Here is a 23,713-nt window from a genome sequence, read left to right on the forward strand (position 1 = left end):
TGAGTAAGGGCCCTGCCCTGTACGAGGTCAGGTTGGCCTAGTTGCAGGTTCGACTCCTGCCGGGCCCAGAGAATCAATGATTTGCTGCGTTCTCGTTGCTAGCTGCGCGACGACCGCACCAGACACCGCACCAAGCACGTGCGCTTTTTGTTCGTACCGGTCCCGCGCGTGCAAGCAAGCGATCGCTGGATCGACGGAAATCCGTGCCGTTTCCGGGTTTCGGCAAAGTCCGGAGTGATAGGATGACGCTGCCGGTACGAGTCGCGAGGGTCTGCGCAGCCATATGGTCGAAATCCGCACATCCATCGTCGGAAGCCCGCTGGGGTTTCAGATGCGGCGCGCCGACGCCGCGCGTTCCGGCGAAAGCGGGCTGCAGATCCTGACGCTTCCCCAGCTCGCCGCGCGGCTCGCCGGAGGCTTCCGATCGCCCATCACCTCCGAGCACCTCGACCGTACCGTCCAGGCGGCTCTCGAAGAGGGCGGTTTCCGTGAGATCGAAGCGGTTCGGGACCTGCCGGGAATGACACGGGCGGTTTCGCGGGCACTGCGCAAGGTCTGGGACGCCGACGTACACATCCGGTCGGCGGAGACCTCGGTCGCTCGCCTCGACGACCTGGCCACGATCGAGTCCCGCGTGCGCCGCGCGCTTCCGATGGCCATGGCGTCTCCCGTCGATCTGCGCGACGCGGCGCTCGCTAGGATCCGGCATGCCGGCCGCCTGATCGGCCCGACGACGATCGAACGTTTATCCATGATCCCGCCGCTGTGGCGTCCGCTGATACTTGCGCTCGCGCGAGAGGTCCGGGTCGAATGGCTGGCGTCCCAACACGCGGAAACCGGATGGTTCGGGGGCAACATCCTCCGTCCGAGGGACGGCGAGCCGGCCGCGCCGAGCGTCGTTTCCTGCGCCGATCCGCGCCACGAAGTCGTCGAGAGCCTACGGTGGGCGCGCCAGCTGATCGCGGCCGGGACCGCCAGGGCCTGCCAGATCGCGATCGTATCGGCCGCGACCTCGAGTTGGGACGACTATTTCCGGGCACTCGCCGCCGACGCCGGTTTCCCGATCGCTTTTCCGCACGGCATACCGGCACTCTCCACTCGCGACGGGCAGCGATGCGCGGCGTTGGCCGACGTCCTGCAGCGCGGGCTCAACCAGCAGCGCGTGCGACGCCTCGTTTCGCTCTGCCGGGGCGAGCGCAATGCGCTCGATTCCTTGCCCGAACGATGGCCGACCGCACTGCCCCGCGGCGCGACCTTGTCGCGCACGGACGAATGGCGGCGTGCGATCTCTGCCGCCGTAGCGGGCGATGCCGCGTTGACGGGCGTGCAAGCGATGCTACCGATCATCGAGGGTGCTCGAAAGAGGAATATCGGCGGCGGCCGACGCCGCCAGCCTTCTGCTGCAAGGACGGGCGCTGCAGCTCTGGCAGGCCGCCTTGCGCAGCGCTCCGCCGGAAGCCATCGAGCTCTCGCTACGGTCCGCGAAGTTCGAATCCGAGAACGATGCCGCAGACTCGGTGGTCTGGTGCTCGGCGAAAGACCTGGCGGCGGCACCACGCCCGTTCGTCCGGCTGCTCGGCCTGACCAATCGCAATTGGCCTCGGCGTCAGGGCAACGATGCCATCCTACCCGAGCACGTCCTGTCGGCCGAGATCGTGGACTTCGATCCGGTCGCAAAGGCAGACCGGAGGCACTTCCATATCGTTCTCGAAGCGGCGACCGGCGGAGCGATGCTCTCGCGCGGCCGTCGGAGCGCGCAAGGCAGCCGCGTCGGGCGCAGCCCTTTGCTGGAAGATCGGTCGGAAACGCAGCTTTCGCGCGCCCGCGTTCCGGAGCACGCTTGGAACGAAGCCGACCGCATCATGGCGCGTCCGCAGGACGCGGCCAAGGTGAATCGGCTGAAGGCGGCGGACACGTGCTGGCGCAACTGGCACGTCGCGCAGCTTACGCTCAACGACGGCAAGTTCGAGGCGAACCATCCCGCGATCGTCAAGGCGATCGAGCGCGTTCAGTCTCCCACGTCTTTGCGTCAAATGCTGCGCGATCCTTTGGGTTTCGTGTGGCGCTACGCGCTGGGATGGAACGCGCCGCGCGACCGCGAGCAGCCGATGACGATATCAGCCGATGACTTCGGAAGGCTCGTACACGAGCTTCTCCGCTGTACAGTCGACCTGCTCGAACCAGGCCCGGGATACACGGCGGCTTCCAAGATCGAGATTGAGAACGCCCTCGCCGAAGCGGTCGGGACCGTGCGGGACGAATGGCCACTCCGGCAGCAGGTGCCCCCGGCAATGCTATGGCGCAATACCGTGGACTTCGCCGCGACTCTGGCCCTTGCGGGATTGATGCGGAAGGAAATATCGGACGCCGGCACCCGTAGCTGGACGGAGGTGCCGTTCGGACAGCCCGAATCCTTCGTCGCGGGGCGCGAGCTGCCTTGGGACCCGAGGATCCCGGTCACTGTGCCCGGCACGCCTGTCACTTTGCGTGGTACCATCGATCGTCTGGATCTCCGAAGTTCCGGCGACGCAGTCCGCGTCACCGATTATAAGACCAGCGAAGAACCGCGGCACGTCGGACGCATCGTGATCGACGGCGGCTCCGAGCTGCAACGGGCGCTGTACGGTCTCGCCTGCCGGCAATTGCTCGAAGGCGAGCCCGCGATCGTCGCCAGACTGCTCTACCTGCGCGGCGAAACGATACCGCGGAAGCTTCCCGATCTCGACGCCGCTATCGAGCAAATCGCCGCCTTCATCAACGTTGCCGTCGCCATGATCCGAAGCGGTACCGTCACGCCGGGCCGGCTGTCGTTCGACAGATCCAACGATCTACGATTGGCGCTCCCCGCATCGCCCGGGTACGAAAGACGCAAGCTGATCGCGAGCAACAAGGCCAACGAAGCCATCTCCCGGTTCTGGAGCGCCCGGTGACGGAGATATCCGACGAGGCCGAGCGCCTGAGGGCTCTGACCGATCTGAAATCGTGTCTTCTGATAGAGGCCGCGGCCGGCACCGGAAAGACGTCGCTGCTCGCGGGCCGCGTCGTGATGCTGCTCGCGGCGGGGACGGATCCCGGCTCCATCGCGGCCATCACCTTCACCGAACTCGCCGCGGGCGAACTGCGCCAACGCATCGCGTCCTACCTCGAGCGAATCCTTCAGGGGCGGATTCCCGACGAACTCAGGCCGGCCATGCCGTCCGGTCCGAGCGACGGCCAGAAGGCCATGCTGCGCGCCGCGGCGGATCGGCTCGACGAGCTTACGTGCGGAACGATACATTCCTTCTGCCACGATCTTCTCCGCACCTATTCGGTAGAAGCCGCGATTGATCCCGGCGCGGAGATCCTCGACGGGGATCAGGCCGATTTCGTCTTCGACGCGATCTTCGACCGATGGTGGCGCGGAAGGTTGGACCGCGACGCGCCGACGTCGGCGAACGATCCCATCGCATCCGTCGCGCGCCGGGATCCGATCGGCGCCGAAGGATTGCTCCGGACCTTCGCCAAATTCCGCCGGCGCTATCGGTCGGGGCGCCCTCTCCCCGCCGACCTCGATTCCGACGCCGACCTCGAGTTCGCGGAATCCGTGCGCGAATTCCGCCGCTGGTGCGACGAAGTCGACGTGCCGCCCGAAGCCGATCCGGACATCGTCGCGCTAGAGTCCTTGGGCACGCATTTCCGCGGACGCTTCGAGCCCCTACCCGATTTCGAAGGTCTGTGGGAGTTGGCGCATCCGGCCTGGCTTCCGATCATGCGAAAAGGAACCTTCGACCTCCGGGAATACCAGCGGCGGACGTTGTGGAAGAAGGCGGGCGGCAAGGAGAACGGCGATCGGCTGGCCGACGAGGCGGACGAGCACTTCGCGCGATGCCGGCAGGCCTACGGCACGTTGATGGGGCGGATCGCAACCGCTGTCATCGGAACGTTCTCCGCAGAGCTCGACGAAGTCATGACGGAATACGAGGCGTTCAAGCGGCGGGCGGCCGTGCTCGATTTCGACGATCTCGTGTTCACGTGCCGGGCCGTGCTGCGTGGCCATCCCATCGTGCGGACGACCGCCGCGCTGCGCTTCAAGCATCTGTTGGTTGACGAATTCCAGGACACGGATCCGACCCAGGCCGAGATCATCTTCATGCTGTGCGGAGAAGCCGACGACGACCGCGCCTGGCACGAACGGGCGCTGGTCCCCGGGAATCTCTTTCTCGTCGGGGATCCGAAACAAGCCATCTATCGCTTCCGGGGAGCCGATCTGGCGACTTATCTCCTCGTGCGCGAAGCGATCTCGGCGCAATTTCCGGATAACATCCTGCGGGTGACCGCGAACTTCAGGTCTCGGGGGCAGATACTGGACCACGTCAACCGCTGCTTCGAGGAGCGGCTGTCGTCCCAGGACGCGGGGTATGTCGCGCTTCGCAATACCAGAGCCGCCGCCGACCGATGCGTTCCGTGCGTGGCGAAAGTCTCCGTGCAGCTTCCGCCGCTGACCAACGTCGACGGCGCGCGCGACGAGGAGGCCCAGGTCGTGGCGGAGGTGTGCGCGCGACTGATCGGAAATCTCGAGATCGAGCTCAACGACGGCGAGAAACGGCGCCTGCGACCGGGCGACATCGCTCTGCTCGCTCCGGTCTCCACGGACCTGTGGCGATACGAACGCGCGCTGGAAGAAGCCGGCCTGCCGTTTGCCTCGCAGGCCGGCAAGAACCTCTTCAAGCGCCAGGAAGCTCAGGATCTCGTGGCTTTGATACGCGCTTTGGCTGATACGCGGGATACGCTGGCCCTCGGTGCGCTGCTGCGGGGTCCGCTCGTGGGTCTAACCGAACAGGACTTGCTGGATATCTCCGTCGACCTGCCCGTGGTGGACGACCGCGTCCCCGGCCTTTCCCTGCGGACCGACTTGGCCGCGATCAGAAATCCCGTGGCGAGCGAAGTGCTGTCGATCCTGGGAGACCTCCGCCGACGAATCAACGGGACGACGCCGGCGACGATTCTCGCTGAAGCAATCGAGCGCCTGCGGATTCGCGCCGTCGTCGCGGCTCGCAGCGCCGATCAGGCCGCACGCTCTCTCGCAAACGTCGACGACCTAATCGAACGGGCGCGGAGCTACGACGTGCGCGGCTTCGTTCAGTTCGCCAGAGAGGTCAACGACGAATGGTCGAGCGGTTCTTCGTCTCCGGAAGGAATGATCGAGGCCGACGGCCAATCGATCGAGATTGTCACGGTGCACAGTTCGAAGGGATTGGAATGGCCGGTCGTCATCCCGATCAACCGTTCTTCCATGCCGCGGCGGGCGGAGGCGTTCGTCCATCGGCGGCGGGACGAGAGCCTGCACTGGGCTTTGGGTCAGATCGCGCCGCCCGGGTTGGGGGAAGCGCTTCGGACCGAGGAAGCCGAAAAGAAGGACGAGAACGTGCGGCTGCTCTACGTCGCGTGTACGCGTGCGATGGAGCTTCTGGTGATACCTGACTTCACATGGAGCAACGACGCCTCCTGGGCGAAACTGTTGGATTTCAAGTTCGACACGATCCCGGATCTGGACATCGGCCGCTTCGCGCGCTCGCCGATCGCGCTGCAGCCCCCGGCCGTCAACCTCCAGAGTGCGAAGGTCTTCGCGGAAGAACGCTCGCGCATCGAAGGCGCGCCGCGCGTGCGCTGGATCAAGCCCAGCGACGGCGATCTGGACGTGATCACCGCGCGCCTTTCGCCGGACGCAGGCGAGGACGAGCCGCTCCGTCCTGCCGCCGCGATCGAAGGCGGCCGAATTCGCGGCATTCTTCTCCACAAGGTCATGGAGGAGCTGATCTCCGGGGAAATCGAGGAGGACGCGGCTGTCGTCACCAACAGGTCCGCGGAGTTGCTCGCTCAATTGGTATCAATGTCGCCGACCGGAGCCACCATCGATGCGAGTGAAATCGCCGCGACCGCGTTGAGGACGCTGCGCCTTCCGGATATCGTCAGGTATCGCAGGCGGCTGGTCGCGGAAGTGCCAATCTACGCGGCCGCATCCGCCGACGATCTCATCTCGGGCCGTGCCGATGCGGTCACGCGCGACGACGAAGGCAGCGTCGTGTTCGACTGGAAAAGCGATGTCGCCCCAAAAGATGCCGAATTCGCCGCCTACCGCAACCAGCTCGGCCAGTATCTTCGGGCCATCGGCGCGCACAAAGGCGCCATTGTGTACATGACGACCGGCCAGGTCGATTGGATCGGCCTTACTTAGCGACCACGACCGCACATCGGCCTCTCAAGCACGACGCGCCCCCCGGCGCTAACGCCTGAGGCGAACCGTTTTTTCTGGAGAATGGCTTTCTAGCGGCGATCCTCCCGATTGGGTAACTGCCGTCCGTGAGGGAGACCATGCCGCTCATAACGGTCTGGTTGCAGATTCGAATCCTGCCGCACATATGGGGAAATCGCCCGCGCTAGATTTTTGAGTAGTCTCCTTCACCCTGCGGCTCTGAAGGGCGCCATTACTTCGTACGCTTGAACGCCGCGTGATAGCTCGCACTTGGTGGGCTTCTTTTCTGCTCAACCTTCCAGGGTGTTCTTTGACTCAACCGCCAACTGCAGCTGCCCAGCTGAAGTCATAATGAGCGCTCAACAACTTCATTGCGACAACAGCGACGAGAACGCAGATGATTTGCAACAACATTCTGGTCGAGAACACTCTATTGAAGAGCGTCATGATGCCGCCTTCTAGCGCTGGTGACCGAGCCGGATTCCAAGCTTGAGCGCCTTTTGGCGGAGAGAGCCTTCGGAGCGCTTTGTGAGCTTCGCAATTTTTGCAACCGGAGTCTTCGCTTTCGAATGAGCGCGCAGCTCCTTCACGTCAGCCTTTGTGTATTCGCGACGCACAGGTTTCTTCTTCGTAGCCGTCTTCTTTGCTTTCTTCGCCACTTTTAGCTCCTCGATTCGAGAGTGGGCGTACTAGCACAGCCGCATTGAGGCGCAACTCTCTATGAGTTGACTCAATATGCTGGTCCGATCCGTGAAAGGTACCGCTCTCGGAACGGCTGTCGGTTTCACCAGAGGAGGCAAGCGCCCTCACCGGGATCGGGCTGACCTCCATTCGCGAGGCGATCAGCAGCGGTGATCATCCTGCCGGACGATTTGAGAGTATGGCTCAAAACGTTGCCGGACGCCCACAAGTCAATTGAAGTAAGCCCCGCTTAACGTCTTCCGAATGACTTACTGGCGCGTTGGCGAACTTATTCAACACGCTGGCCCGCGCGCCAGCCCATCTCCCAGAAGTCTGCCTCGAGTCGGGTGGCTTCCTTGAAGATCGCAATCAGCTCCGCCTCGCGGGCCGGCGTGGCGTAGAGATCGGCGAGATGTTCCATGTGCGCCCGCGCTTTTGCCGCGACCTCCTGGTACGGTACGCCGGCGTACTCGGCGATCCAAACGCGATAGGAGTTCGTCGCAGCATCCGCATCGGGTTGCGAGGCGAGCCGCGTTGCGATCTCCGCGTACCCGATCACGCAGGGGGCAAGCGCGACCTTGAGTGCCAGCAGATCGCCGCGCATTCCTGCGTCGAGCACGTAGCGTGTATAGGCCAGCATCTCGACCGCCGGAGGGGTTTGTTCAAGGTCGCTCAGGGATAGACCCCAACCTGCACAGAGCTTCACATGCAAGTTCATCTCGGCATCAAGGATGGCCGAAAGGCCGGCCGCTGCTTCACGCAATTCGGCAAGTTTGGGCGACTTGTAGACCGAGAGCGCGTAGGCGCGAGCAAACTCGATGAGGAACAGGTAGTCCTGAACGAGGTAGTGACGAAACGCCGCTTCGGGGAGCGAGCCGTCTGCCAATCCGTTCGTGAAGGGATGCTGGGTGTAGGCCCGCCACTCAGCGGATGCTTCTGTTTTTAAAAGCTCGAAGAAACTCACGATCTTTTTCGCCTGGCTTGCTTTTCCATAACCGTCTTTGGCTCACTACCGATAGCGCATTGCGAATCGGGTGGACGCTGACCTTGACATGCTGCCGCGATCAGCCGGCACGACTCACGTTATCACCAACAGAAGGCACATGCTCTAAGTCCAAGTTTCGATTGCGGACGAAGCGCACCAGTTTCACTCCAGAAACAACCCGCACGAAGCGCAACGAACGTGGTCGAATTTCACGGAAAGCGCAGGAAAATCAACGGCGGCGGCCATTATCCCGCCGCTCATAACGGTCTGGTTGCAGGTTCGAGTCCTGCCGGGCCCACCAGCGTCATCAATAGCTTACTTCGTTCTCGTCGCCCACGGCGCGACCGCCGCACCAGAAACCGCACCAGATACGTTCACTTTCGTTCGTGAAGACGATTAGCGCTCCGCGTCCACTGCTGCGTTTCCCTCGCGGTAAATGCTACGTCCGCTAAGGGTTCAATCTCGGAAATAGATTTTCGGGCCTAGGTTGTTGGCAATGGGCCAGAAGCGGTCGTTCAGCGCACTGACCGCATGGCGGTGAACGCGTGCTAAGACGTTACCGCACGAAACAGGCGCCATTCGTCGGGCACGCCTTTGAGAACGTGACGGCCGCGCTCTTCAAACGTCAAGCCGGAGCCTGCTACGAGATCGCGAACCGTCTGTGAGACCAAAACTTCACCCGGGGCAGCTAGTGCCGCTACACGCGCGCCAATATGTACGGCAATGCCGACAATATCGTGTGCGACGAATTCGCACTCGCCAGTATGCAAACCGCAACGGACCTTCAGATCGAGCGGGCGCACCGCATCACCGATTGCGCTGGCGCAACGCACGGCGCGCGCTGGGCCGTCGAACGTGGCAAGAAAACCGTCGCCGGCGGTGTTGATTTCGCGCCCTCGATACTGGCCGAGGACGCCCCGAGCTTTGGCATAGAACGCATCGAGCAGCACGCGCCAGGCGCCGTCGCCGAGTGCGGCGGCGCGTTCCGTCGATCCCGCAATGTCGACGAACAGCACAGTCGCAAGCACCCTGTCGGGCTCCGCTGCTTGCCGATGCCCGGTGACGAACTCTTCGACCTCATCAAGAATTGCATCCTGATTGCCAACCCAGACCATATGGTCCTCGCCGTTGAGCTCAATCAGTTTGGCGCCAGGAATCCGCTGGGCCATGTAGCGGGCATGCTTCACGTCAATGACGCGCTCGTCGGTGCGATGTAAAATCAACGTCGGTACGCGCGTGACAGGCAGGATATCTCTGACATCGATGTCCCGGTTCATGCGCATGATTGCAGATGCCGCGCCTGGGCTTGCTGAGGCCCTGAAGTAGGCAGCGATTTGCTCGACTGCGTGCTTGTTCCCGGCAACGCTGGGTGCCCACATCAGCAAACTCATTGCATCAGTCGTGCCCCAGTGGTGCTCAATGTCATCCAGGAAAGTGCTCCACTGCGCATCTGTCCATGCGAATGTATAGTCAGGCGCCCACGAGCGTCGCGCATAGGTGCCATAAAGCACCAGAGCCGACGTGCGCTCGGGATAGGTCGCTGCATAGAGCAACGACATCGGACCGCCCTCAGATATTCCGAACAAGGTGGCCCGTTGGGAGCCAACCTGATCCAGCACCGCCTGCACGTCGTGCATCCGCTGTTCAAGCGTGAAGATCTGGGAGCCACGATCGGACATTCCGGTGCCGCGCTTATCGAACATGATGACCCGCGCAAACGTTGCAAGCCTGCGGAAAAAGGCGGCGCGCGCCGGCGATTGCCAGAGCGCTTCAACATTGGAGACAAAACCCGGGACGAACAGCAAGTCGCGCGGACCGTCGCCAACCACCTGATAGGCAATATGGACGTCGTCACTTTTAACGTAGCGAGTGGCCGGGATGTCAGCCATGTTGGCCTACTGCGTGACAAGACCGCGCGGCGCGAGTGTCGCACCTCGTTCCGCGCCAGGCCAGCGAAATTCAGTCGAAAGTTTGATGCGCTCGACCGCCGCACGGCCGGTAGGTATCCGCAGCGATTGGGGGAATCGATGGTGACGCCGCGTACGACCGCGACGCCTGCTTCGGGTCAAAATGAGAAGAAGTCAACCTAGGCAAATCAAGTCCGCAATAGCCCACGGAGCGGACCTCATTGAAAGTGCCGCCACTTCGCTGATGGGCCGCCTTCAGATAGCCCCGTCGGCGCGCAAGGAGTTTGGCCGACAACTCCAAGCTAGAGACGCCGGTCGCGGCGCCCGATCATGCAATCAAGTCGCACCATATTTGTGGGCGCGCCGGGATCGTTCCCGATGTTGGCGAACGACGGCGCAAGAGGAAGGAGACCCCGCATAGCGTCTCCTTTCTCCACACGACGCGGCAGATGAAAATTCCGGAATGGCCGTCGAACGACAGCACAAACTCTTTGGCAAATATGTAGTACGGCGTGGAGATGCAGGCGCCCAAGGCGCTTATATCGCGCACCATGCATGGACGAGTCCCGCGAATTTCACCAAACGAAAGCCGGGCCGCCAGGTTAAGCGGTATGCGCTTCGTTGCACGACGTTCGATCATGGCGAGGTGCTCCAAATGAAATGGTAACTTCCCAACCGAACGATCGCAGCAGCCGCGATCGCACTTACGAAGTCAGTTTCCCGGTCCCGCCGACGTCCGGAAAACGGCAATTCCTGCACGTTGATCTGCGCGGCTTACGCTAACAAGCAGCGCTGTTGTCTTGTTAAAATTGGATCGGAATTGGTGGTCAATTCGGGCGGCTCGCCGCCGACCTTACAAGCGACGGTCCTGCCTCCGAAGCGGGGGGAAGCACGCCACCGAGAGCACCTTTGGCTCGGAAATGCACAGTTAGCAATCTTGCTGGGCCGGTTCGTCTGACAGGCCGATAGACCAGAACGACCAAAAGGTCAGCCTTCGGGTCACAAGCGTCGATTTGGCGCCCAGCGGCAAACTTCCGGTTTACCCCTCTGAACCGACATGTAATGGCAAGGCTTCAACGGTAGCGATGGGCCAAAGGCAGACATGAGCTTTTTGTTTCTCTTTACCAATTTTAAATTGTGACAAAAGAGCACACGTAACAATGCACTATTCTAGAATGTCAGAACCCCATCATTCGGGAGAGGCTCGCAATGGCTGCCTCAACGCTTCATATCGTGTTCAATTCGTCCGCGGCGGCTGGCCTGCGCGACGCACTACGACGGGCAGGCCGCGACGAACGCGTGGTCGGCCTTTCCGACTGCCTCAGTTTCGGCCCGATCAACCCACCCGATCCCGAGTTGCGCAGGGAGTGGGTTGAAACGGAACTCGACTATGCGGGCTGGGAGAACGTTGTCAGCGAAGCAACTTCCTTCTGGTCCGCGGCGCTGTCGACCAGCAGTCGAAGGGTCGCGTGGCTGTCGAGACGATCAGCGCAAGAATATGCGGGTTTCCTCGAGTGGCTGTGGCGGCTTGACGAAGAGCCAATCGAAGTTGTCGATCTCACCGACGTCACGGTGGCAGGAAATGGCGCTGGGCTGACCGAGCGACACTTCGCAATTAGCCTCGGGACATTGCCTCCACACAAGATCCTCCAATACGAACTGCTTGATCGCACTGAAACACTCACGGCGGTCCTACGCGCTCAGTATCGAGAATTATGGGGACGCCTTAGGACCGAAAATGCACCACTGCGCATCCTCAGCGAAGGTGAACTTGTGTCCGCGCCGCTTTCATTCTTTGACCCGCTCCTGTTGTCGTGCTCAACGCCCGAATGGCAAAAGGCGGCAAGGGTCATAGGAAAAGCGCTCTCAGAGTTCTGGGAGACGTCAGTGCTACAGACCGGCGATCTAGTCTTGTGCGCGCGTGCCCGCGCACTTGCTGGCGCTGGCCGTCTAGAATTTCGGGGAGACCTATCTAACATTCAGAATAGCGAACTGCGGTTATCCGATCAGTCGGGCTCCTCATAACTGAAGGGCTCATGTCGCTGATGGGTCAAAATGCGAAAAACTCAACCTGAGCAAATTCCGTCCGCTATGCCCTGTTGAACGGACCTCAAGGAGGCGTGCCGCCACTTCGCTGATGGGCCACGAGCGGAAGCACTCCACTGAGTGAGACTTTCGCTTCCAGGTGTAGTCTTCAGCTTCGGGCCGAGGTTGCAGGCAATCAGGTTGAGGAGGAAGTCGGCGGCGACGCGAGCGGGGCCTCGATGTTTCGTCATTGCTCGCCTCGTGTTAGACTTTGCCTGCCCGACCAGGGAGAACAGCCATGACCGCCGAGTTCGATGAAGACCGCTTCAATATGGCTATCCGTAAATTTCTGAAGCATGTCGGAGTTACATCGCAGCGTGAAATTGAGAACCTAGTGCGTAGCGGGGAGGTGAAGGGTGGCAAGCTCAAACTGCGAATGACCCTGTCAGCTGAGGGGACGCCGCTGAAACATGTGGTCGAGGAAACAGTCGCGCTCTGACGATTGTCCCGGCTGTGGGAAGTCATGGCCCTGATCCTCACGAAGGCTATCATTGCGGGCGCCGGCCGAACGTCGCCTTCGGGTCATTAGCGTTGTTTTGAAGGTCGGCTTGTCATTTCCGGTCTACCGTCAACTTCAGACATGTCGCTGCGCTGGCCGACGTTATGTGCCAACAGCTGACCTTCGTTTTGATTTGCGTTAAGCTTACGCAAGTCCCGCGATGATCTTGTCAACGTCCGCTTCCGGGAACACCTTGACCGACGTCGTCCGTACGTTCCCGATGGCGGCCAGCGACAAGAGAAACTTGGCCATGGCCTCATCGTCGGTGGCCTCGGTGTGGATGATGAGGTCATATGTTCCCATGGCGAGATAGCCGGCCTTGATGTCAACGCCAAACTTTTTGCCCAACTCCCTGGCGGCCGCTCGACGCTGCGGCATTTCCTTGATGGTCCGAACACCTTGCTCGGTGAAATTGCAGAGAAGCATGTACGTGGACATGGCGATTCTCCTTTGACAAAGAAGCAATGGACTTAACGGGTCCACGTCGTGGATTATGCCACACTGCCTGACCCCGCCCAACCACCAAGATCCCCTCAGGGCGCCTCGAAGTGGCGGGGTCATTCTCGACCGAATTGGGCTATCCGCGTGGCGTCCGGTTTAGCGCCGTTAGCAGCCAAAGTGCGGACTACCCTCAACTTCGGAAATATTCAGGCGTCGCGCAAACCGTCGTTTAGGGCCAAAAGGCGACGTCACCGAAAAAGCCGACCACGCCAGATCAGGCCGATCTGTCAGCCGCTTTCGAATATTTCACGGGCGAAGAACGGGTTTGCGCCGGCCTAATCAGGTCTGGCGCTGCGGCCGATAGTGCGGTCGACGTCGGCAACCGCCCCGTAGAGGCGCTGCCGCGAGAGCCAATGAAGGTCGTCCATGCGTTGCACGATTCCTACCAGAACCGGCACGTGGTGGCGTCGCGCAAGCTGCTCAAGCGAGAAAACGGACCACCAGGCGCGAAAAGCGACTCGCGTCCAAGCGCGCGCGTCCCAGCCGAGCAGGAGGACATCCGGCGCATACCTGCGCACTGCACGATTCAGGTTCGACGGGTACATGACGATGATGCTCAGGCGCACCGGTCGCGCAGCCTCCCACGGAAAGGATCTTGCGACGGCGGCAAAGGCAAATACGACTGAGCGACCGGCCACGTTGCGCGCAACCAGCCTCTCGATGACTCTAGAGACAAGTCCCGTCTCCTTCACCTCCACAAACAGTTCAAAGTCAGTTGGTGAAAGAAGCGACAGTGCCGCATCAAGGGTAAGCGCATTCTCGACAGGACGCGGCGGGTCGTGTGACACCACCAATGTGTCGGAATCCGCTGCAAGGCAGACGTCGAATTCGACACCAGATATTCTGCCGTCATGGGCGGCACGTGCGAACGCGGCGAGCGAGTTTTCACCCGGACCCGCGGACCATCCACGATGCGCAATAAGCTTCATGACGAGTCCGTAAAGCCAAGCTTCGCGCGCCATGCAATCTCCCCGTAGAATGTTCGCGGCGCTTCGTCGATTACCTCATCCAACAGAAGGAGCCGTCATTCACTCTGTTGCTCGTCCAGAGCGGCAGCGTGCCAAAGGCTATTGAGTCATCCTGACCCCCACCCGACGTGGCTCCCGCGTGATCTAAGCTTGTCGAGACGCTCGAGGTAGGTGGCGCGCTGGGCAGCAGGTAAGCTCGATACAAATTCGAGGGACCGTCCATACATGGGGATCAGAGCGGCAAAGTAGCTTTCATCTTCCATGCTGCAGGATTCTAGAAAGCCGAATGGCTCTTCGCAATAAAATATCGACAGCTCCGCCATCCCCTCCGGGCGACCAATCGCTTTCTTGTAGTCCGCAATCGCCTTCTTGGCTTTTGAAACCGACACGGCCTGGTTGTTCATTAAGACTGGGCATATCCAGGTAGAAATATTTGCTTTGAAGGGCTGGAGCTGATCATGACCCAAGCCCAAGCGGGCGTGCAAGAATGCTCGGTTCTCTTTGCTCGCAGTGTAGAGGTCTTGCACCAGTCCCCGAAGGCCTGCGCGATCGAAGTCTAAGAGCACGGTCCTAACATCGTTCCAAGTTGGCGAGGCATTTTTGCTTCGGACCACGGCCACCAACCTTTCAATGACGGTTTTATGAGCGAGCTTTTCGGCTCGTTCAAGATACACGACTTCGGCAAAGGAGTAGATTGGTCGGATCAACGATGCCGGCGGGCAAGCCCCTTAATTTGGTCCAGCGCGCTTGGCGGCTTCGGCGTCAGGGCAAATCACTGGCGCGCCAAACCAGGCGCGAGGCGGGACACTTGACGTCAACCGAGATACCTAAGCGAACTGTCCAACGATAGCCATGAACGCCGGCAAGTTTGGGCGGGCGAACCAATCGGACCACCATGTCCTCTAGCTCCAACGCCAGTATCGCCAAGAAAGCTCGCACGAAGGCCGAGGCGGATTTTGCCACTTGGCTCATGATGGCCAAGCTCGGTGGTTTCGATGACCTTCCGTCAAACGCACAGGGCTTTCTGACTAACTATCGAACCCGACTCGAGACGATGAGCGAGGCCGAGTCCACGGCCCTGGCCGTTCGCGAGGTCTACAGCGCTTATTACAGCGAGATGGGAGGCGTGGGCGCGGCCCCGGAACCAAAGGCCCGCACACCAACGACAGAGGGCAAAGTCGTGCGCTTCCAGAGACGGCCTAAACCTCAGCCCGCTCCATCGGCTGCGCGCCATTCGACGAGGCCAATGATCCGAAAATCCCTCTCGGCACTGCTGATTTTCGCGAGCATGGTGGCTCTGATTGTCGCATATAGATATCTGACGCAGTAAAATCGCCCGCGGATTGTGTGCGGGACGAAATGCGCTCACAGCAACCGCGCGGAACCTGGGCGGCTCGCCAAGCTTCTCTACCGCGCCCGCCACGCCACCTCTAGCAGCGACCCGCCTCGTATGACCTCCGCATCTACAAAAACGCGATGTCCGCGACGTCCGCTTTTCCTGACAGCGACCAAATAGCGGACATCGCGCACTTCGCATCTGTGCCAACAGCGGTCATTCCGCAACCCCGTAGATGAGTGCTGCCCTCAACGGGAAGCGAGGCGGCGCGTCGGGTGGAGCGGGCATAAACGCCGCAAGCTATTTGAAGCGCCTCGCCTTTACGTTTTCGGTTACACGGGCTTGACCTTGACGCCCGCGCGTCGCAGGTTTCGGGGCGCCGCGCGCGGCTCGCGCCCACCAGACAGGATCCATCTTTCATGGCATTCGTGCAGTTCACGCAACCGGACGATCAGCCCATCGTCATCAACACGGATAGGATCGTGACCGCCACGCCACTGCCCGACGGACAAGGCACGCGCATCACCCTCAACAACGGTGGCCATCAGGACGTGAAGCAACTCATCGCTGACGTGCAGCGGCAGTTGAACATTAGCGGGTAAGCTCAGGACATCGCCGCCTGGGCGAACCATTCCGCCGATCAAGTGAGGTCGTACACTTTCTTGAGTGCTGCCCAATGTCGCAGATGGGTCAAAAACGGTCGTGGCGCCCCTGAAATGGGATGTCTGTATTACCCCCGAAGGCAGACATCGGTCGGCTACGCTGCCGACTGTCGACGTCATCGTCTGCTACGGCAACGTCAAGCCCGCCGACACGCACCTTGCCAGCGTGATCCATTGCATCGATGGCGAAATCGCAAAATGGCTGGAGCGCCGTGAGCAACGGCGTAGGGGAAGCAGCCACCATCACGTTGCAGAGCGATAGATAATCCAAATTACGACGAGAGCCACCAGAACGACTATCCAATTGGAAATTTGGATACCCACTATCGATGTTTTCCGGCCAAACCATTCCATGGCCCTTCCTCCCAGCTAGACCAGCCTCACTTGGGCGGCCTCACACGCTTTCAACACCCCAACGATATCACCATTTCCAAACTCGCTCCGGTTACTCTGGCCACACGCAAAAAGCCGCCAAGGTTTCCCTCGACGGCTCGTGCCGTTGCGTTTGCGTAGAGGTACTGCGTCGAGCGGTGCTCGAACGCAGCCCGTGCTCGCTCTTATTTGGACGCACACGACCTTCAATGAGGTCGGTGGGTGCGTTGCCACTGTGTCGGGTCAACGATCCCCGATCTTTAATCACATGTGACTGGCGGCGATGCTCTTCAAGCCAGCGATGCTGTCCCATTCGATAAAATGGCAAAAGCAGGTTTTCAATTGAGCGCCCTTTCGATGATCATTAGCGATCAAGATCACAACTGATCCACCACAACGCCCGAGGGCAAAGCTCTCAGAGCAGTATCAGGGGGAAGCGAGAGCACAGTGGAAAGGGAAGCCCCTTAAGGGCGAGATAGATCGACGTTAGTTCGCCAGCTTGATGCGATCATTGACACCATGGAGAGATAGTCGCCAACCATCTGGAGAACCCGAAGGCTGCGGTCTCGATGGGTTATGCGCGAGTGACCATGTGCTGCCCCCTCGACCTGCATATGGGTCATCAGACAACCTCGGGTCAATGGGCGGGAACGCGTCCGCAATGGGTCCAATCGTCACTTTGGCCGCGTGCCGTTCTCTTCCGGTCTACCCCTGTGAACGGACATCGTCAGACCGCCCCGGCATGTCTCACACGCGTCAACGGCTGCCTTGGGCGGCACACATGGCGCTGTTCGGGTCACCTTCAGGAAGCGGACCTCGCGGCACCCTAAGCTGAGGTCAGCAGCGGGCCAAACTCGGAAGTCAGGCCGTCCGGCTCCTACGTCTGCTTTATCCTCGCGAACGGACATCGCCAGACGCATTCTTTGGGCATCCTGCTCGCCACGTCATAGCGGCGCAGCGCAACCGTCTTCGTTCTCTCGCACGAAGCAGCGTAGCTTGTCCGGCGTAGCGGCTTGCGAAACCGGACGCTCAGTTCATCGCTTGGCACGGCCAATCGGCTCTAAGCCGCCTGTACTTCCAGGAAACGCTCGGCGTAGTGGCAGGCGACGAGGCGGCCGTCGAGCGGGCGCAAGAGCGGACGCTGCGTGCGGCAGAGATCCGTCACATAGGGACAGCGGGTCGAGAACACGCAGCCTTTCGGCGGATCGAGCGGCGAAGGCAACTCGCCCTTCGGAACGATGCGCTGGCGTTTGCGACCGAGGCCCGGCGTCGCGTCAAGCAAGGCCTGTGTATAGGGATGCAACGACCGCGCAAAGATGCGCTCTTTCGGCCCATGCTCCACTGCGATCCCCAGATACATGATCATCACGTCTTCGGCAATGTGACGCACCACGGCGAGATCGTGCGAGATGAAGAGATAAGCCAGCCCCAGTTCGCGCTGCAGATCGACCAGGAGGTTGAGAACCTGCGCCTGCACCGACATGTCGAGCGCGGACACAGGCTCATCGGCAACGAGCAGCTTCGGCCGCAGCATCAAGGCGCGCGCGATTGCGATGCGCTGACGCTGGCCACCCGAGAACATGTGCGGATAGCGGCCATATTGCTCCGGTCGCAGCCCGACCTTCGCCATCATGTCGAGGGCCTGCGCCCGCCGGTCTTGCTTGGAAAGTCTGGTGTTGATGATCAGCGGCTCTTCGAGTATGTGGCCAACGCGCTTGCGGGGGTTGAGCGACCCATAGGGGTTTTGAAACACGATCTGCACGGTGCGGCGCAATGTCTTCACAGCGCTGGCCGGAGGATTGACCGCATCGACGCCGTCGAGCATCAGCGTGCCGGCGCTCGGTTTCTCGATGAGAGTCACAAGCCTTGCGAGCGTCGACTTGCCGCAACCGGATTCGCCGACGACCGCCAGCGTCTTGCCGGCTTCAAGCGCGAACGATACTCCGCCCACGGCCTGCAGATGCGCCGGTGGGCGAAACCAGCCCTGCTTGATCTCGTAACTGCGCCTCAGATCGGTGGCGGTGACAAGCGCCGTCATGACACGGACTCGCGCTTGAGGATCGACGCGCCGCCCCCATCGGCCGCGATGCGCTCATCCCGTGTCGGATCGCCGAGCGGATAATGACAACGGATCAGGCCGTCCATCCAGGGGCGCAGATCGGGACGCACCTTGTCGGCCAGCGGCGTTGCATGGATGCAACGCGGACTAAACAGGCACCCCGGCGGTCGATCATGGAGCCCCGGCACCACGCCAGGAATGGTGGCGAGCCGTCCGCCATCACTCGCCTCCGGGCGTGCCGCCAGCAACGCGGCTGTATAGGGATGCTGCGGCGACGCAAACAGGCTCTGCGTCGGGCGCTGTTCCATGATCTGTCCCGCATACATGACGGCGACTCGCTCAGTCGTGTCCGAAACCACACCCATGTTATGCGTGATGAGGATCAGCGCCATGCCACGATCGCCTTGCAGAGACAGCAGAAGATCGAGGATCTGCGCCTGAATGGTGACATCGAGCGCCGTCGTCGGCTCATCCGCGATCAGGAGCTTCGGATTGCAGGCGATCGCCATCGCAATCATGACGCGTTGATTCATGCCGCCCGAGAGCTGGTGCGGGTAGGCCGACAGCCGGCTCTCCGGGGCCGGAATGCCGACTTGCTCCAAGAGCTCGATTACGCGGCGCCGCGCGGCCTTGCGATCCATCCCTTCATGGACGTGCAACGTCTCGGCCAACTGATAGCCGATCGTGAAAGAGGGATTGAGCGATGTCGTCGGCTCCTGGAAGATCATCGCGACGTCCTTGCCGGTGAGCGCGCGCCGCTCGCGGTCGGACAAAGTCTGCAGATTCCGCCCCTCGAACAGCAGCTTGTCGGCTCGGACACGCCCCGGATAGGGCACGAGTCCCATCAGGGCCAACATGCCGACGCTCTTGCCGGAGCCGGATTCGCCGACGATTCCCAGTACCTCGCCTTTTTCGAGCGTGATGTTGACGCCATCCACGGCGCGCACCATCCCGTTCTGGGATGGAAACTCAACCGATAGATTTTCAATCTCGAGCAGCGGCATCAGATCGACTTCACTATGCTATCGCTTGAGCTTGGGATCGAGCGCATCGCGCAGCCCGTCGCCCAGAAGGTTGAAGGCAAGCACGGTCACGAGGATCGCCAGGCCCGGAAGCGTGACGACCCACCAGGCCCGCAGCACGAATTCGCGCGCGTCCGCCAGCATGGTGCCCCATTCCGGCAGCGGCGGTTGCGCACCGAGACCGAGGAAGCCGAGCGCGGCCGCGTCGAGGATCGCGGTCGATATGCCGAGCGACGCCTGCACGATCAGGGGGGCTGCACAGTTCGGCAACACCTCCTTGAACATCAGCCGAAGCCGGCCGGCACCTGCGACCTTGGCCGCGACGACGTAATCCTTCGATACTTCGCTGATCACGGCGGCGCGCGCAATCCGCACATAGTGCGGCAGCAGCACGATCGCGACCGCCAGCATCGCATTCATCAGGCCTGGTCCCAGGATCGCAACGATCACGATCGCAAGCAAAAGGCTCGGCAGCGTCAGCGTGACGTCCATCAGCCGCATGATCGTGATCTCGATCACGCCGCGGAAAAAACCCGCGACCAGACCGAGAATCGTCCCGGCGACCACCGACAACGTCACCACCGCGATGCCGATCAGAAGCGACAGCCGCGCGCCATGGATGAGACGGGATAGAATATCGCGGCCGATCGCATCGGTACCAAGCGGATAGGCCATCGATCCGCCCTGCTGCCAGAACGGGGGCTTGAGAAAGACCGCATTGTTGGTGAGGATCGGAGAATGTGGCGCGACGACATCGGCAAGGAGCGCGAGCAGAACCAGAACCACGATCACGGCGAGGCCCGCCACGGCGCCGAAATTCGCCTTGAAGTCGGACCAGAACTGCAACAGCGGATGCGGCGGCGCGCCCGGCTGCGCCACGACGGGAGTGTTGAGGACTTCGGCGGTCATCTTGTGTACCGGATGCGGGGATTGATCAGCCCATAGGCGACGTCAACCAGCAGATTGACGATCATGACGATCGCGCCGATCAAGAGCGTGCCGCCCTGCAGCACCGGATAGTCGCGGCGGTTGATGCCCTCGATCAGCCATTTGCCCACACCCGGCCAGGAGAAGATGGTCTCGGTGAGGATTGCGCCAGTAAAGAGAACGCCGACCTGCAGCCCGATCACCGTCACCACCGGGATCAGAGCGTTACGCAACGCGTGGATCGCGATCACCCGCCAACGCGGCACCCCTTTGGCGCGGGCGGTGCGGATATAATCTTCGCCCAGCACTTCCAGCATGGCGGACCGCGTCATGCGGGCGATGACGGCAAGCGGCACCGTGCCGAGCACGATCATCGGAAGCACGAGATGCGACAGGGCCGAGCGAAACGCGCCGAAATCACCGGCCAGCAGTGCATCGATCGTCAGGAAACCGGTCACCGGTTCGATGTAGTATTGCACGGCGATCCGGCCCGACACCGGCGTCCATCCGAGCTGCACGGAAAAAAGCAGGATCAGCAACAATCCCCACCAGAAGATCGGCATCGAATATCCGGTGAGTGAGATGCCCATCACGCCGTGATCGAAGATGGAGTTGCGCCGGACCGCCGCGATGATCCCGGCTGGTAAGCCGAGGCCTAACGCAAACAGGATCGCGCAGACCGATAGTTCGATCGTCGCCGGGAACAACGTCCCAAATTCGGAGATCACCGGCTCATGGGTGACGATCGAGCGGCCGAGGTCGCCATGCGCCAGCCGCGCCAGATAGAGGCCATATTGCACCAGAACCGGCTGATCGAAGCCGTACTCCTTGAGCAGTTGCGCGTGCCGGGCCGGATCGATGCCGCGTTCGCCCGCCATCGTCTCAATGGGATCGCCGGGGATCAGGCGGATAAGCACGAACACAAGCAACGTAATCCCGATAAAGGTCGGAACCACGAGGCTCAGTCGGGTAAAGATGAACCGGAGCATGCCGTTCCCTGCCACCCTCCCCGGAAGGGAAAGGGTAAAGAAAAATGGGCGGAGCCTGCCAAGCCACTCCGCCCCTGTCTCCTGCTATTCCTTGACGTCGACGCCGTAGAAGTTGTGCCGTCCGAACGGCGACAGCTTGAAGTCGATCACCCTCTTGCTGACGGGCTTCAGCTGCACCGCGTGCGCGATGGTGAACCACGGCGCCTGCTCCTTGAAGATCACCTGCGCCTGCTCGTACAGCTTGGTCCGCTCGGCCTGATTGCTGACCGTCTTGGCCTTCACGACCAGGTCGTCGAATGGCTTGTAGCAAAATTTGGCGATGTTCGAACCCGACGCCGTTTGTGCCGAGGCGCAGCCCAGCAATGTGTGCAGGAAGTTGTCGGGGTCGCCGTTGTCGCCGGTCCAGCCGAACATGCCCATCTGATGCTCGCCGGTCTGCAAGCGCTTGCGGTATTCGCCCCATTCAAAGGACTTGATCTCGGCCTTGATGCCGATCTTGGCGAGGTCGGCCTGCATCAGTTCGGCAATGCGCTTGGCGTTCGGATTGTAGGGCCGCTGCACCGGCATCGCCCACAGATCGGTTTCGAGGCCGTTCGGGTATCCGGCGTCGGCCAGAAGCTTCTTGGCTTGCTCCGGATCAAAGGGATCGTCTTTGATGCTGTCGTTGTACGACCACATGGTGGGCGGGATCGGGTTCTTGGCCGCGATGCCGGTCGACAGATAGACGGCATCGATGATCGCCTTCCTGTCGATCGCCATGCTGATGGCCTTGCGCACGCGCACGTCGTCGAAGGGCTTCTTCTGTGTCTGGAACGCGAGATAACCGATGTTGAGGCCGGGCTGCTCCAGGATCGTGACGTTCGGATCCTTCTTGATCGCGTCGATGTCGGCCGGGTTCGGATAGGGCATCACGTCGCATTCGCCCTTCTGAAGTTTGGCCCAGCGAACGGATGCATCCGGCGTGATCGCGTAGACGAGGTCGTCGATCTTGGCCTTGCCGCCCCAGAATTCAGGGAATGCCTTGTAACGAATCACGGCGTCCTTCTGGTATTGCACCAGATAGAATGGGCCTGTGCCGATCGGATCCTGGTCGATCTTCTCAGGCGTACCGGCCTTCAGCATGGCATCCGCATACTCCTTCGACTGGATGGCTGCGTAGGGCATCGCGAGATCGGCGAGGAAAGGCGCTTCCGGCTGGTTGAGCGTTATCTTGATGGTGTAGTCGTCGAGCTTCTCGACCGACTTCAACAATTTCGGCATGCCCATGTCGCCGAAATAGGAATGGTTCGGACTCGTCACCTTGAAATACGGATTGTCGTCCTTCCATTGCCGCTCGATCGAGAAGATGACGTCGTCGGCATTGAACTCCCGCGTCGGCTTGAACGCCTTGGACATCGCGTGCCACTTCACGCCCTTGCGCAGGTTGAACGTATAGGTGGTGCCGTCCGGCGAGATCGTCCATTTTTCCGCGAGGCCCGGCACCACTTTCGTGCCGCCGCGCTCGAATTCGACAATGCGGTTGTAGATCGGCTCATTGCCGTCGAACGACGTGCCGGTAGTGTTGACGCCGGGATAGAAGTTCTCCGGGCTGCCTTCCGAGCAGTAAATCAAGGTTTTGGCGGACGCGGTCGAGGCCACCGCGAGCGCCGTAGCGCAGACGCCGGCGAGCAGGATTGATCTGTTCACTGTCGGAACTCCTGGTGAATTCTCTCGGCGCGGTTGACGCAGGCTGCGCCAAAGACGCCAGAAACGAGATTGCGATTGCGTATTGCAGCTGTCAATGCGTCCTGGGGTGACGGGATGACGTTTCGAAGAATAGGCATCCGACTCTGAAATCGTGCGCAGGTGGGGCGGCGGCGATTTTCTGCTTTAGTCCTGAAGGCGGACAAGAACCCGACCCAGTACGATGGGGTCAAGGCGGCGGTCGAGACAAGCGCCCCTCATGTCCGGACCAGCTTAGACAGCCGACATCGTGAGAGTTAGAGCGCCGTTCGGCTCTGGGCCGATGCTGTTGAAGAAGTCAGTTGAGTTGATGAGGTGATGGGGCGCCAGCGGGCGGGTCAGGCCCAGTTCTCCTACTCTTTCCATTTGGAGGAGCGCGTTCCGGCCTCCGACCTCCTACGCAAGATCGATGTGTTCGTCAGTCAGGCATTGGCAGACGTTCATCGCAAGATGGCTAGTTCTACAGCCGTATCGGTCACCCATCGATCGATCCCGAGTACGGTCTTGTCAAGCCGGCCAGTTCGACCTGCGTTAACCCTGTCTCTGATCTTCTCAGTAACCGCGCCTGCAGGTTCACTTCTGCCGCTAAGCCGCCTTATTGGATGTTTGCAATTGTTCTCCGATTTTCGGGAGCTTATTTCCGGCAGGCTTTGAGCGAGGCTTCTCGTTCGGAAAGCGTGAAATCAGATGAGAGTGGCTCTCATCCTTGTTGGCCTCGGTACACTCGCGGTGATGGAGCTCGAGACACCACCGCGCACCACAAAGC

Annotated in this window: 20 protein-coding genes; 6 read left to right on the top strand and 14 right to left on the bottom strand. The window is 61.1% G+C overall.

Annotation, left to right across the window (positions count from 1 at the left end; translation table 11 throughout):
- Positions 1-73 precede the first annotated feature (73 nt).
- Positions 74-709: a hypothetical protein gene (locus tag V1280_RS17675; protein WP_334526476.1), complete on the bottom strand. Its 636-nt coding sequence runs from the start codon at positions 707-709 to the stop codon at positions 74-76.
- A gap of 1,021 nt (positions 710-1,730) precedes the next feature.
- Between V1280_RS17675 and V1280_RS17680 the strand changes: the two genes are divergently transcribed.
- Positions 1,731-2,930, top strand: a complete 1,200-nt coding sequence (locus tag V1280_RS17680; protein ID WP_334526479.1) for a PD-(D/E)XK nuclease family protein — start codon at positions 1,731-1,733, stop codon at positions 2,928-2,930.
- Complete coding sequence (locus V1280_RS17685) at positions 2,927-6,214, top strand: UvrD-helicase domain-containing protein (protein ID WP_334526482.1); 3,288 nt, start codon at positions 2,927-2,929, stop codon at positions 6,212-6,214. Before V1280_RS17680 ends, V1280_RS17685 begins: the two co-directional genes overlap by 4 nt.
- Before the next feature lie 476 nt (positions 6,215-6,690).
- On the opposite strand, the gene V1280_RS17690 is transcribed toward V1280_RS17685, so the two are convergent.
- The 4 genes from V1280_RS17690 to V1280_RS17705 all read right to left on the bottom strand — a co-directional run bounded on the left by V1280_RS17690 (position 6,691) and on the right by V1280_RS17705 (position 10,445).
- Positions 6,691-6,891: a hypothetical protein gene (locus V1280_RS17690; protein ID WP_057848204.1), complete on the bottom strand. Its 201-nt coding sequence runs from the start codon at positions 6,889-6,891 to the stop codon at positions 6,691-6,693.
- A gap of 311 nt (positions 6,892-7,202) precedes the next feature.
- Complete coding sequence (gene tenA / locus V1280_RS17695) at positions 7,203-7,877, bottom strand: thiaminase II (RefSeq protein ID WP_334526487.1); 675 nt, start codon at positions 7,875-7,877, stop codon at positions 7,203-7,205.
- 569 nt (positions 7,878-8,446) lie between these two features.
- A complete protein-coding gene (locus V1280_RS17700) occupies positions 8,447-9,787 on the bottom strand; it encodes an adenylate/guanylate cyclase domain-containing protein (protein WP_334526490.1) in 1,341 nt (446 codons plus the stop codon).
- Between the two features lie 346 nt (positions 9,788-10,133).
- Positions 10,134-10,445: a PilZ domain-containing protein gene (locus V1280_RS17705; protein WP_334526493.1), complete on the bottom strand. Its 312-nt coding sequence runs from the start codon at positions 10,443-10,445 to the stop codon at positions 10,134-10,136.
- Between the two features lie 569 nt (positions 10,446-11,014).
- Between V1280_RS17705 and V1280_RS17710 the strand changes: the two genes are divergently transcribed.
- Together V1280_RS17710 and V1280_RS17715 are read left to right on the top strand one after the other, a co-directional pair.
- Positions 11,015-11,830 carry a DUF3658 domain-containing protein gene (locus tag V1280_RS17710; RefSeq protein ID WP_334526496.1) on the top strand — a complete coding sequence of 272 codons (816 nt, stop codon included), beginning with the start codon at positions 11,015-11,017 and terminating at the stop codon, positions 11,828-11,830.
- Positions 11,831-12,128: 298 nt separating this feature from the next.
- The gene (locus V1280_RS17715) at positions 12,129-12,329 is read left to right on the top strand and encodes a DUF6494 family protein (RefSeq protein WP_027548237.1); all 201 of its coding nucleotides are present in this window, start codon (positions 12,129-12,131) and stop codon (positions 12,327-12,329) included.
- A 204-nt stretch (positions 12,330-12,533) separates the two neighbouring features.
- On the opposite strand, the gene V1280_RS17720 is transcribed toward V1280_RS17715, so the two are convergent.
- The 3 genes from V1280_RS17720 to V1280_RS17730 all read right to left on the bottom strand — a co-directional run bounded on the left by V1280_RS17720 (position 12,534) and on the right by V1280_RS17730 (position 14,565).
- A complete protein-coding gene (locus V1280_RS17720) occupies positions 12,534-12,827 on the bottom strand; it encodes a GYD domain-containing protein (RefSeq protein ID WP_027548304.1) in 294 nt (97 codons plus the stop codon).
- 338 nt (positions 12,828-13,165) lie between these two features.
- Positions 13,166-13,852 (bottom strand): glycerophosphodiester phosphodiesterase, encoded by a 687-nt coding sequence (locus V1280_RS17725; RefSeq protein WP_334526503.1) that lies wholly within the window; start codon positions 13,850-13,852, stop codon positions 13,166-13,168.
- A 113-nt stretch (positions 13,853-13,965) separates the two neighbouring features.
- Entirely contained in the window at positions 13,966-14,565 is a 600-nt protein-coding gene (locus V1280_RS17730) for a hypothetical protein (RefSeq protein WP_334526506.1), read from the bottom strand.
- A gap of 188 nt (positions 14,566-14,753) precedes the next feature.
- Here V1280_RS17730 and V1280_RS17735 point away from each other — a divergent pair, with 188 nt between their 5' ends.
- Together V1280_RS17735 and V1280_RS17740 are read left to right on the top strand one after the other, a co-directional pair.
- Positions 14,754-15,188, top strand: a complete 435-nt coding sequence (locus V1280_RS17735; protein ID WP_027548302.1) for a hypothetical protein — start codon at positions 14,754-14,756, stop codon at positions 15,186-15,188.
- 425 nt (positions 15,189-15,613) lie between these two features.
- Complete coding sequence (locus tag V1280_RS17740) at positions 15,614-15,796, top strand: hypothetical protein (protein ID WP_135178334.1); 183 nt, start codon at positions 15,614-15,616, stop codon at positions 15,794-15,796.
- 88 nt (positions 15,797-15,884) lie between these two features.
- On the opposite strand, the gene V1280_RS17745 is transcribed toward V1280_RS17740, so the two are convergent.
- From V1280_RS17745 to V1280_RS17770, 6 genes are all read right to left on the bottom strand, one after another.
- Positions 15,885-16,205, bottom strand: a complete 321-nt coding sequence (locus tag V1280_RS17745; RefSeq protein WP_334526511.1) for a hypothetical protein — start codon at positions 16,203-16,205, stop codon at positions 15,885-15,887.
- Between the two features lie 1,083 nt (positions 16,206-17,288).
- Positions 17,289-18,266, bottom strand: coding sequence for a peptide ABC transporter ATP-binding protein (locus V1280_RS17750; protein ID WP_334526514.1), 978 nt, complete (start codon positions 18,264-18,266; stop codon positions 17,289-17,291).
- A complete protein-coding gene (locus V1280_RS17755) occupies positions 18,263-19,291 on the bottom strand; it encodes an ABC transporter ATP-binding protein (protein WP_334526517.1) in 1,029 nt (342 codons plus the stop codon). Before V1280_RS17755 ends, V1280_RS17750 begins: the two co-directional genes overlap by 4 nt.
- An 18-nt stretch (positions 19,292-19,309) precedes the next feature.
- Positions 19,310-20,218 (bottom strand): ABC transporter permease subunit, encoded by a 909-nt coding sequence (locus V1280_RS17760; protein ID WP_334526520.1) that lies wholly within the window; start codon positions 20,216-20,218, stop codon positions 19,310-19,312.
- Entirely contained in the window at positions 20,215-21,225 is a 1,011-nt protein-coding gene (locus tag V1280_RS17765; protein ID WP_271576358.1) for an ABC transporter permease subunit, read from the bottom strand. The genes V1280_RS17760 and V1280_RS17765 overlap by 4 nt, the downstream gene beginning before the upstream one ends.
- A gap of 84 nt (positions 21,226-21,309) precedes the next feature.
- Positions 21,310-22,911, bottom strand: a complete 1,602-nt coding sequence (locus V1280_RS17770; protein WP_334526526.1) for an ABC transporter substrate-binding protein — start codon at positions 22,909-22,911, stop codon at positions 21,310-21,312.
- Between the last annotated feature and the right edge of the window lie 802 nt (positions 22,912-23,713).

This window comes from Bradyrhizobium sp. AZCC 2230 (assembly GCF_036924495.1).
GTDB classification, from domain to species: domain Bacteria; phylum Pseudomonadota; class Alphaproteobacteria; order Rhizobiales; family Xanthobacteraceae; genus Bradyrhizobium; species Bradyrhizobium rifense.

Excerpts from the sequence above, each read along its gene's own strand:
- V1280_RS17700 (WP_334526490.1), bottom strand. The coding sequence starts at position 9,787 with ATGGCTGACATCCCGGCCACTCGCTACGTTAAAAGTGACGACGTCCAT.
- V1280_RS17735 (WP_027548302.1), top strand. The coding sequence starts at position 14,754 with ATGTCCTCTAGCTCCAACGCCAGTATCGCCAAGAAAGCTCGCACGAAG.
- V1280_RS17720 (WP_027548304.1), bottom strand. The coding sequence starts at position 12,827 with ATGTCCACGTACATGCTTCTCTGCAATTTCACCGAGCAAGGTGTTCGG.
- V1280_RS17760 (WP_334526520.1), bottom strand. The coding sequence starts at position 20,218 with ATGACCGCCGAAGTCCTCAACACTCCCGTCGTGGCGCAGCCGGGCGCG.
- V1280_RS17765 (WP_271576358.1), bottom strand. The coding sequence starts at position 21,225 with ATGCTCCGGTTCATCTTTACCCGACTGAGCCTCGTGGTTCCGACCTTT.
- V1280_RS17745 (WP_334526511.1), bottom strand. The coding sequence starts at position 16,205 with ATGGTTTGGCCGGAAAACATCGATAGTGGGTATCCAAATTTCCAATTG.
- V1280_RS17740 (WP_135178334.1), top strand. The coding sequence starts at position 15,614 with ATGGCATTCGTGCAGTTCACGCAACCGGACGATCAGCCCATCGTCATC.
- V1280_RS17750 (WP_334526514.1), bottom strand. The coding sequence starts at position 18,266 with ATGACGGCGCTTGTCACCGCCACCGATCTGAGGCGCAGTTACGAGATC.
- V1280_RS17715 (WP_027548237.1), top strand. The coding sequence starts at position 12,129 with ATGACCGCCGAGTTCGATGAAGACCGCTTCAATATGGCTATCCGTAAA.
- V1280_RS17725 (WP_334526503.1), bottom strand. The coding sequence starts at position 13,852 with ATGGCGCGCGAAGCTTGGCTTTACGGACTCGTCATGAAGCTTATTGCG.
- V1280_RS17680 (WP_334526479.1), top strand. The coding sequence starts at position 1,731 with ATGCTCTCGCGCGGCCGTCGGAGCGCGCAAGGCAGCCGCGTCGGGCGC.
- V1280_RS17675 (WP_334526476.1), bottom strand. The coding sequence starts at position 709 with ATGCCGGATCCTAGCGAGCGCCGCGTCGCGCAGATCGACGGGAGACGC.
- V1280_RS17755 (WP_334526517.1), bottom strand. The coding sequence starts at position 19,291 with ATGCCGCTGCTCGAGATTGAAAATCTATCGGTTGAGTTTCCATCCCAG.
- V1280_RS17705 (WP_334526493.1), bottom strand. The coding sequence starts at position 10,445 with ATGATCGAACGTCGTGCAACGAAGCGCATACCGCTTAACCTGGCGGCC.
- V1280_RS17710 (WP_334526496.1), top strand. The coding sequence starts at position 11,015 with ATGGCTGCCTCAACGCTTCATATCGTGTTCAATTCGTCCGCGGCGGCT.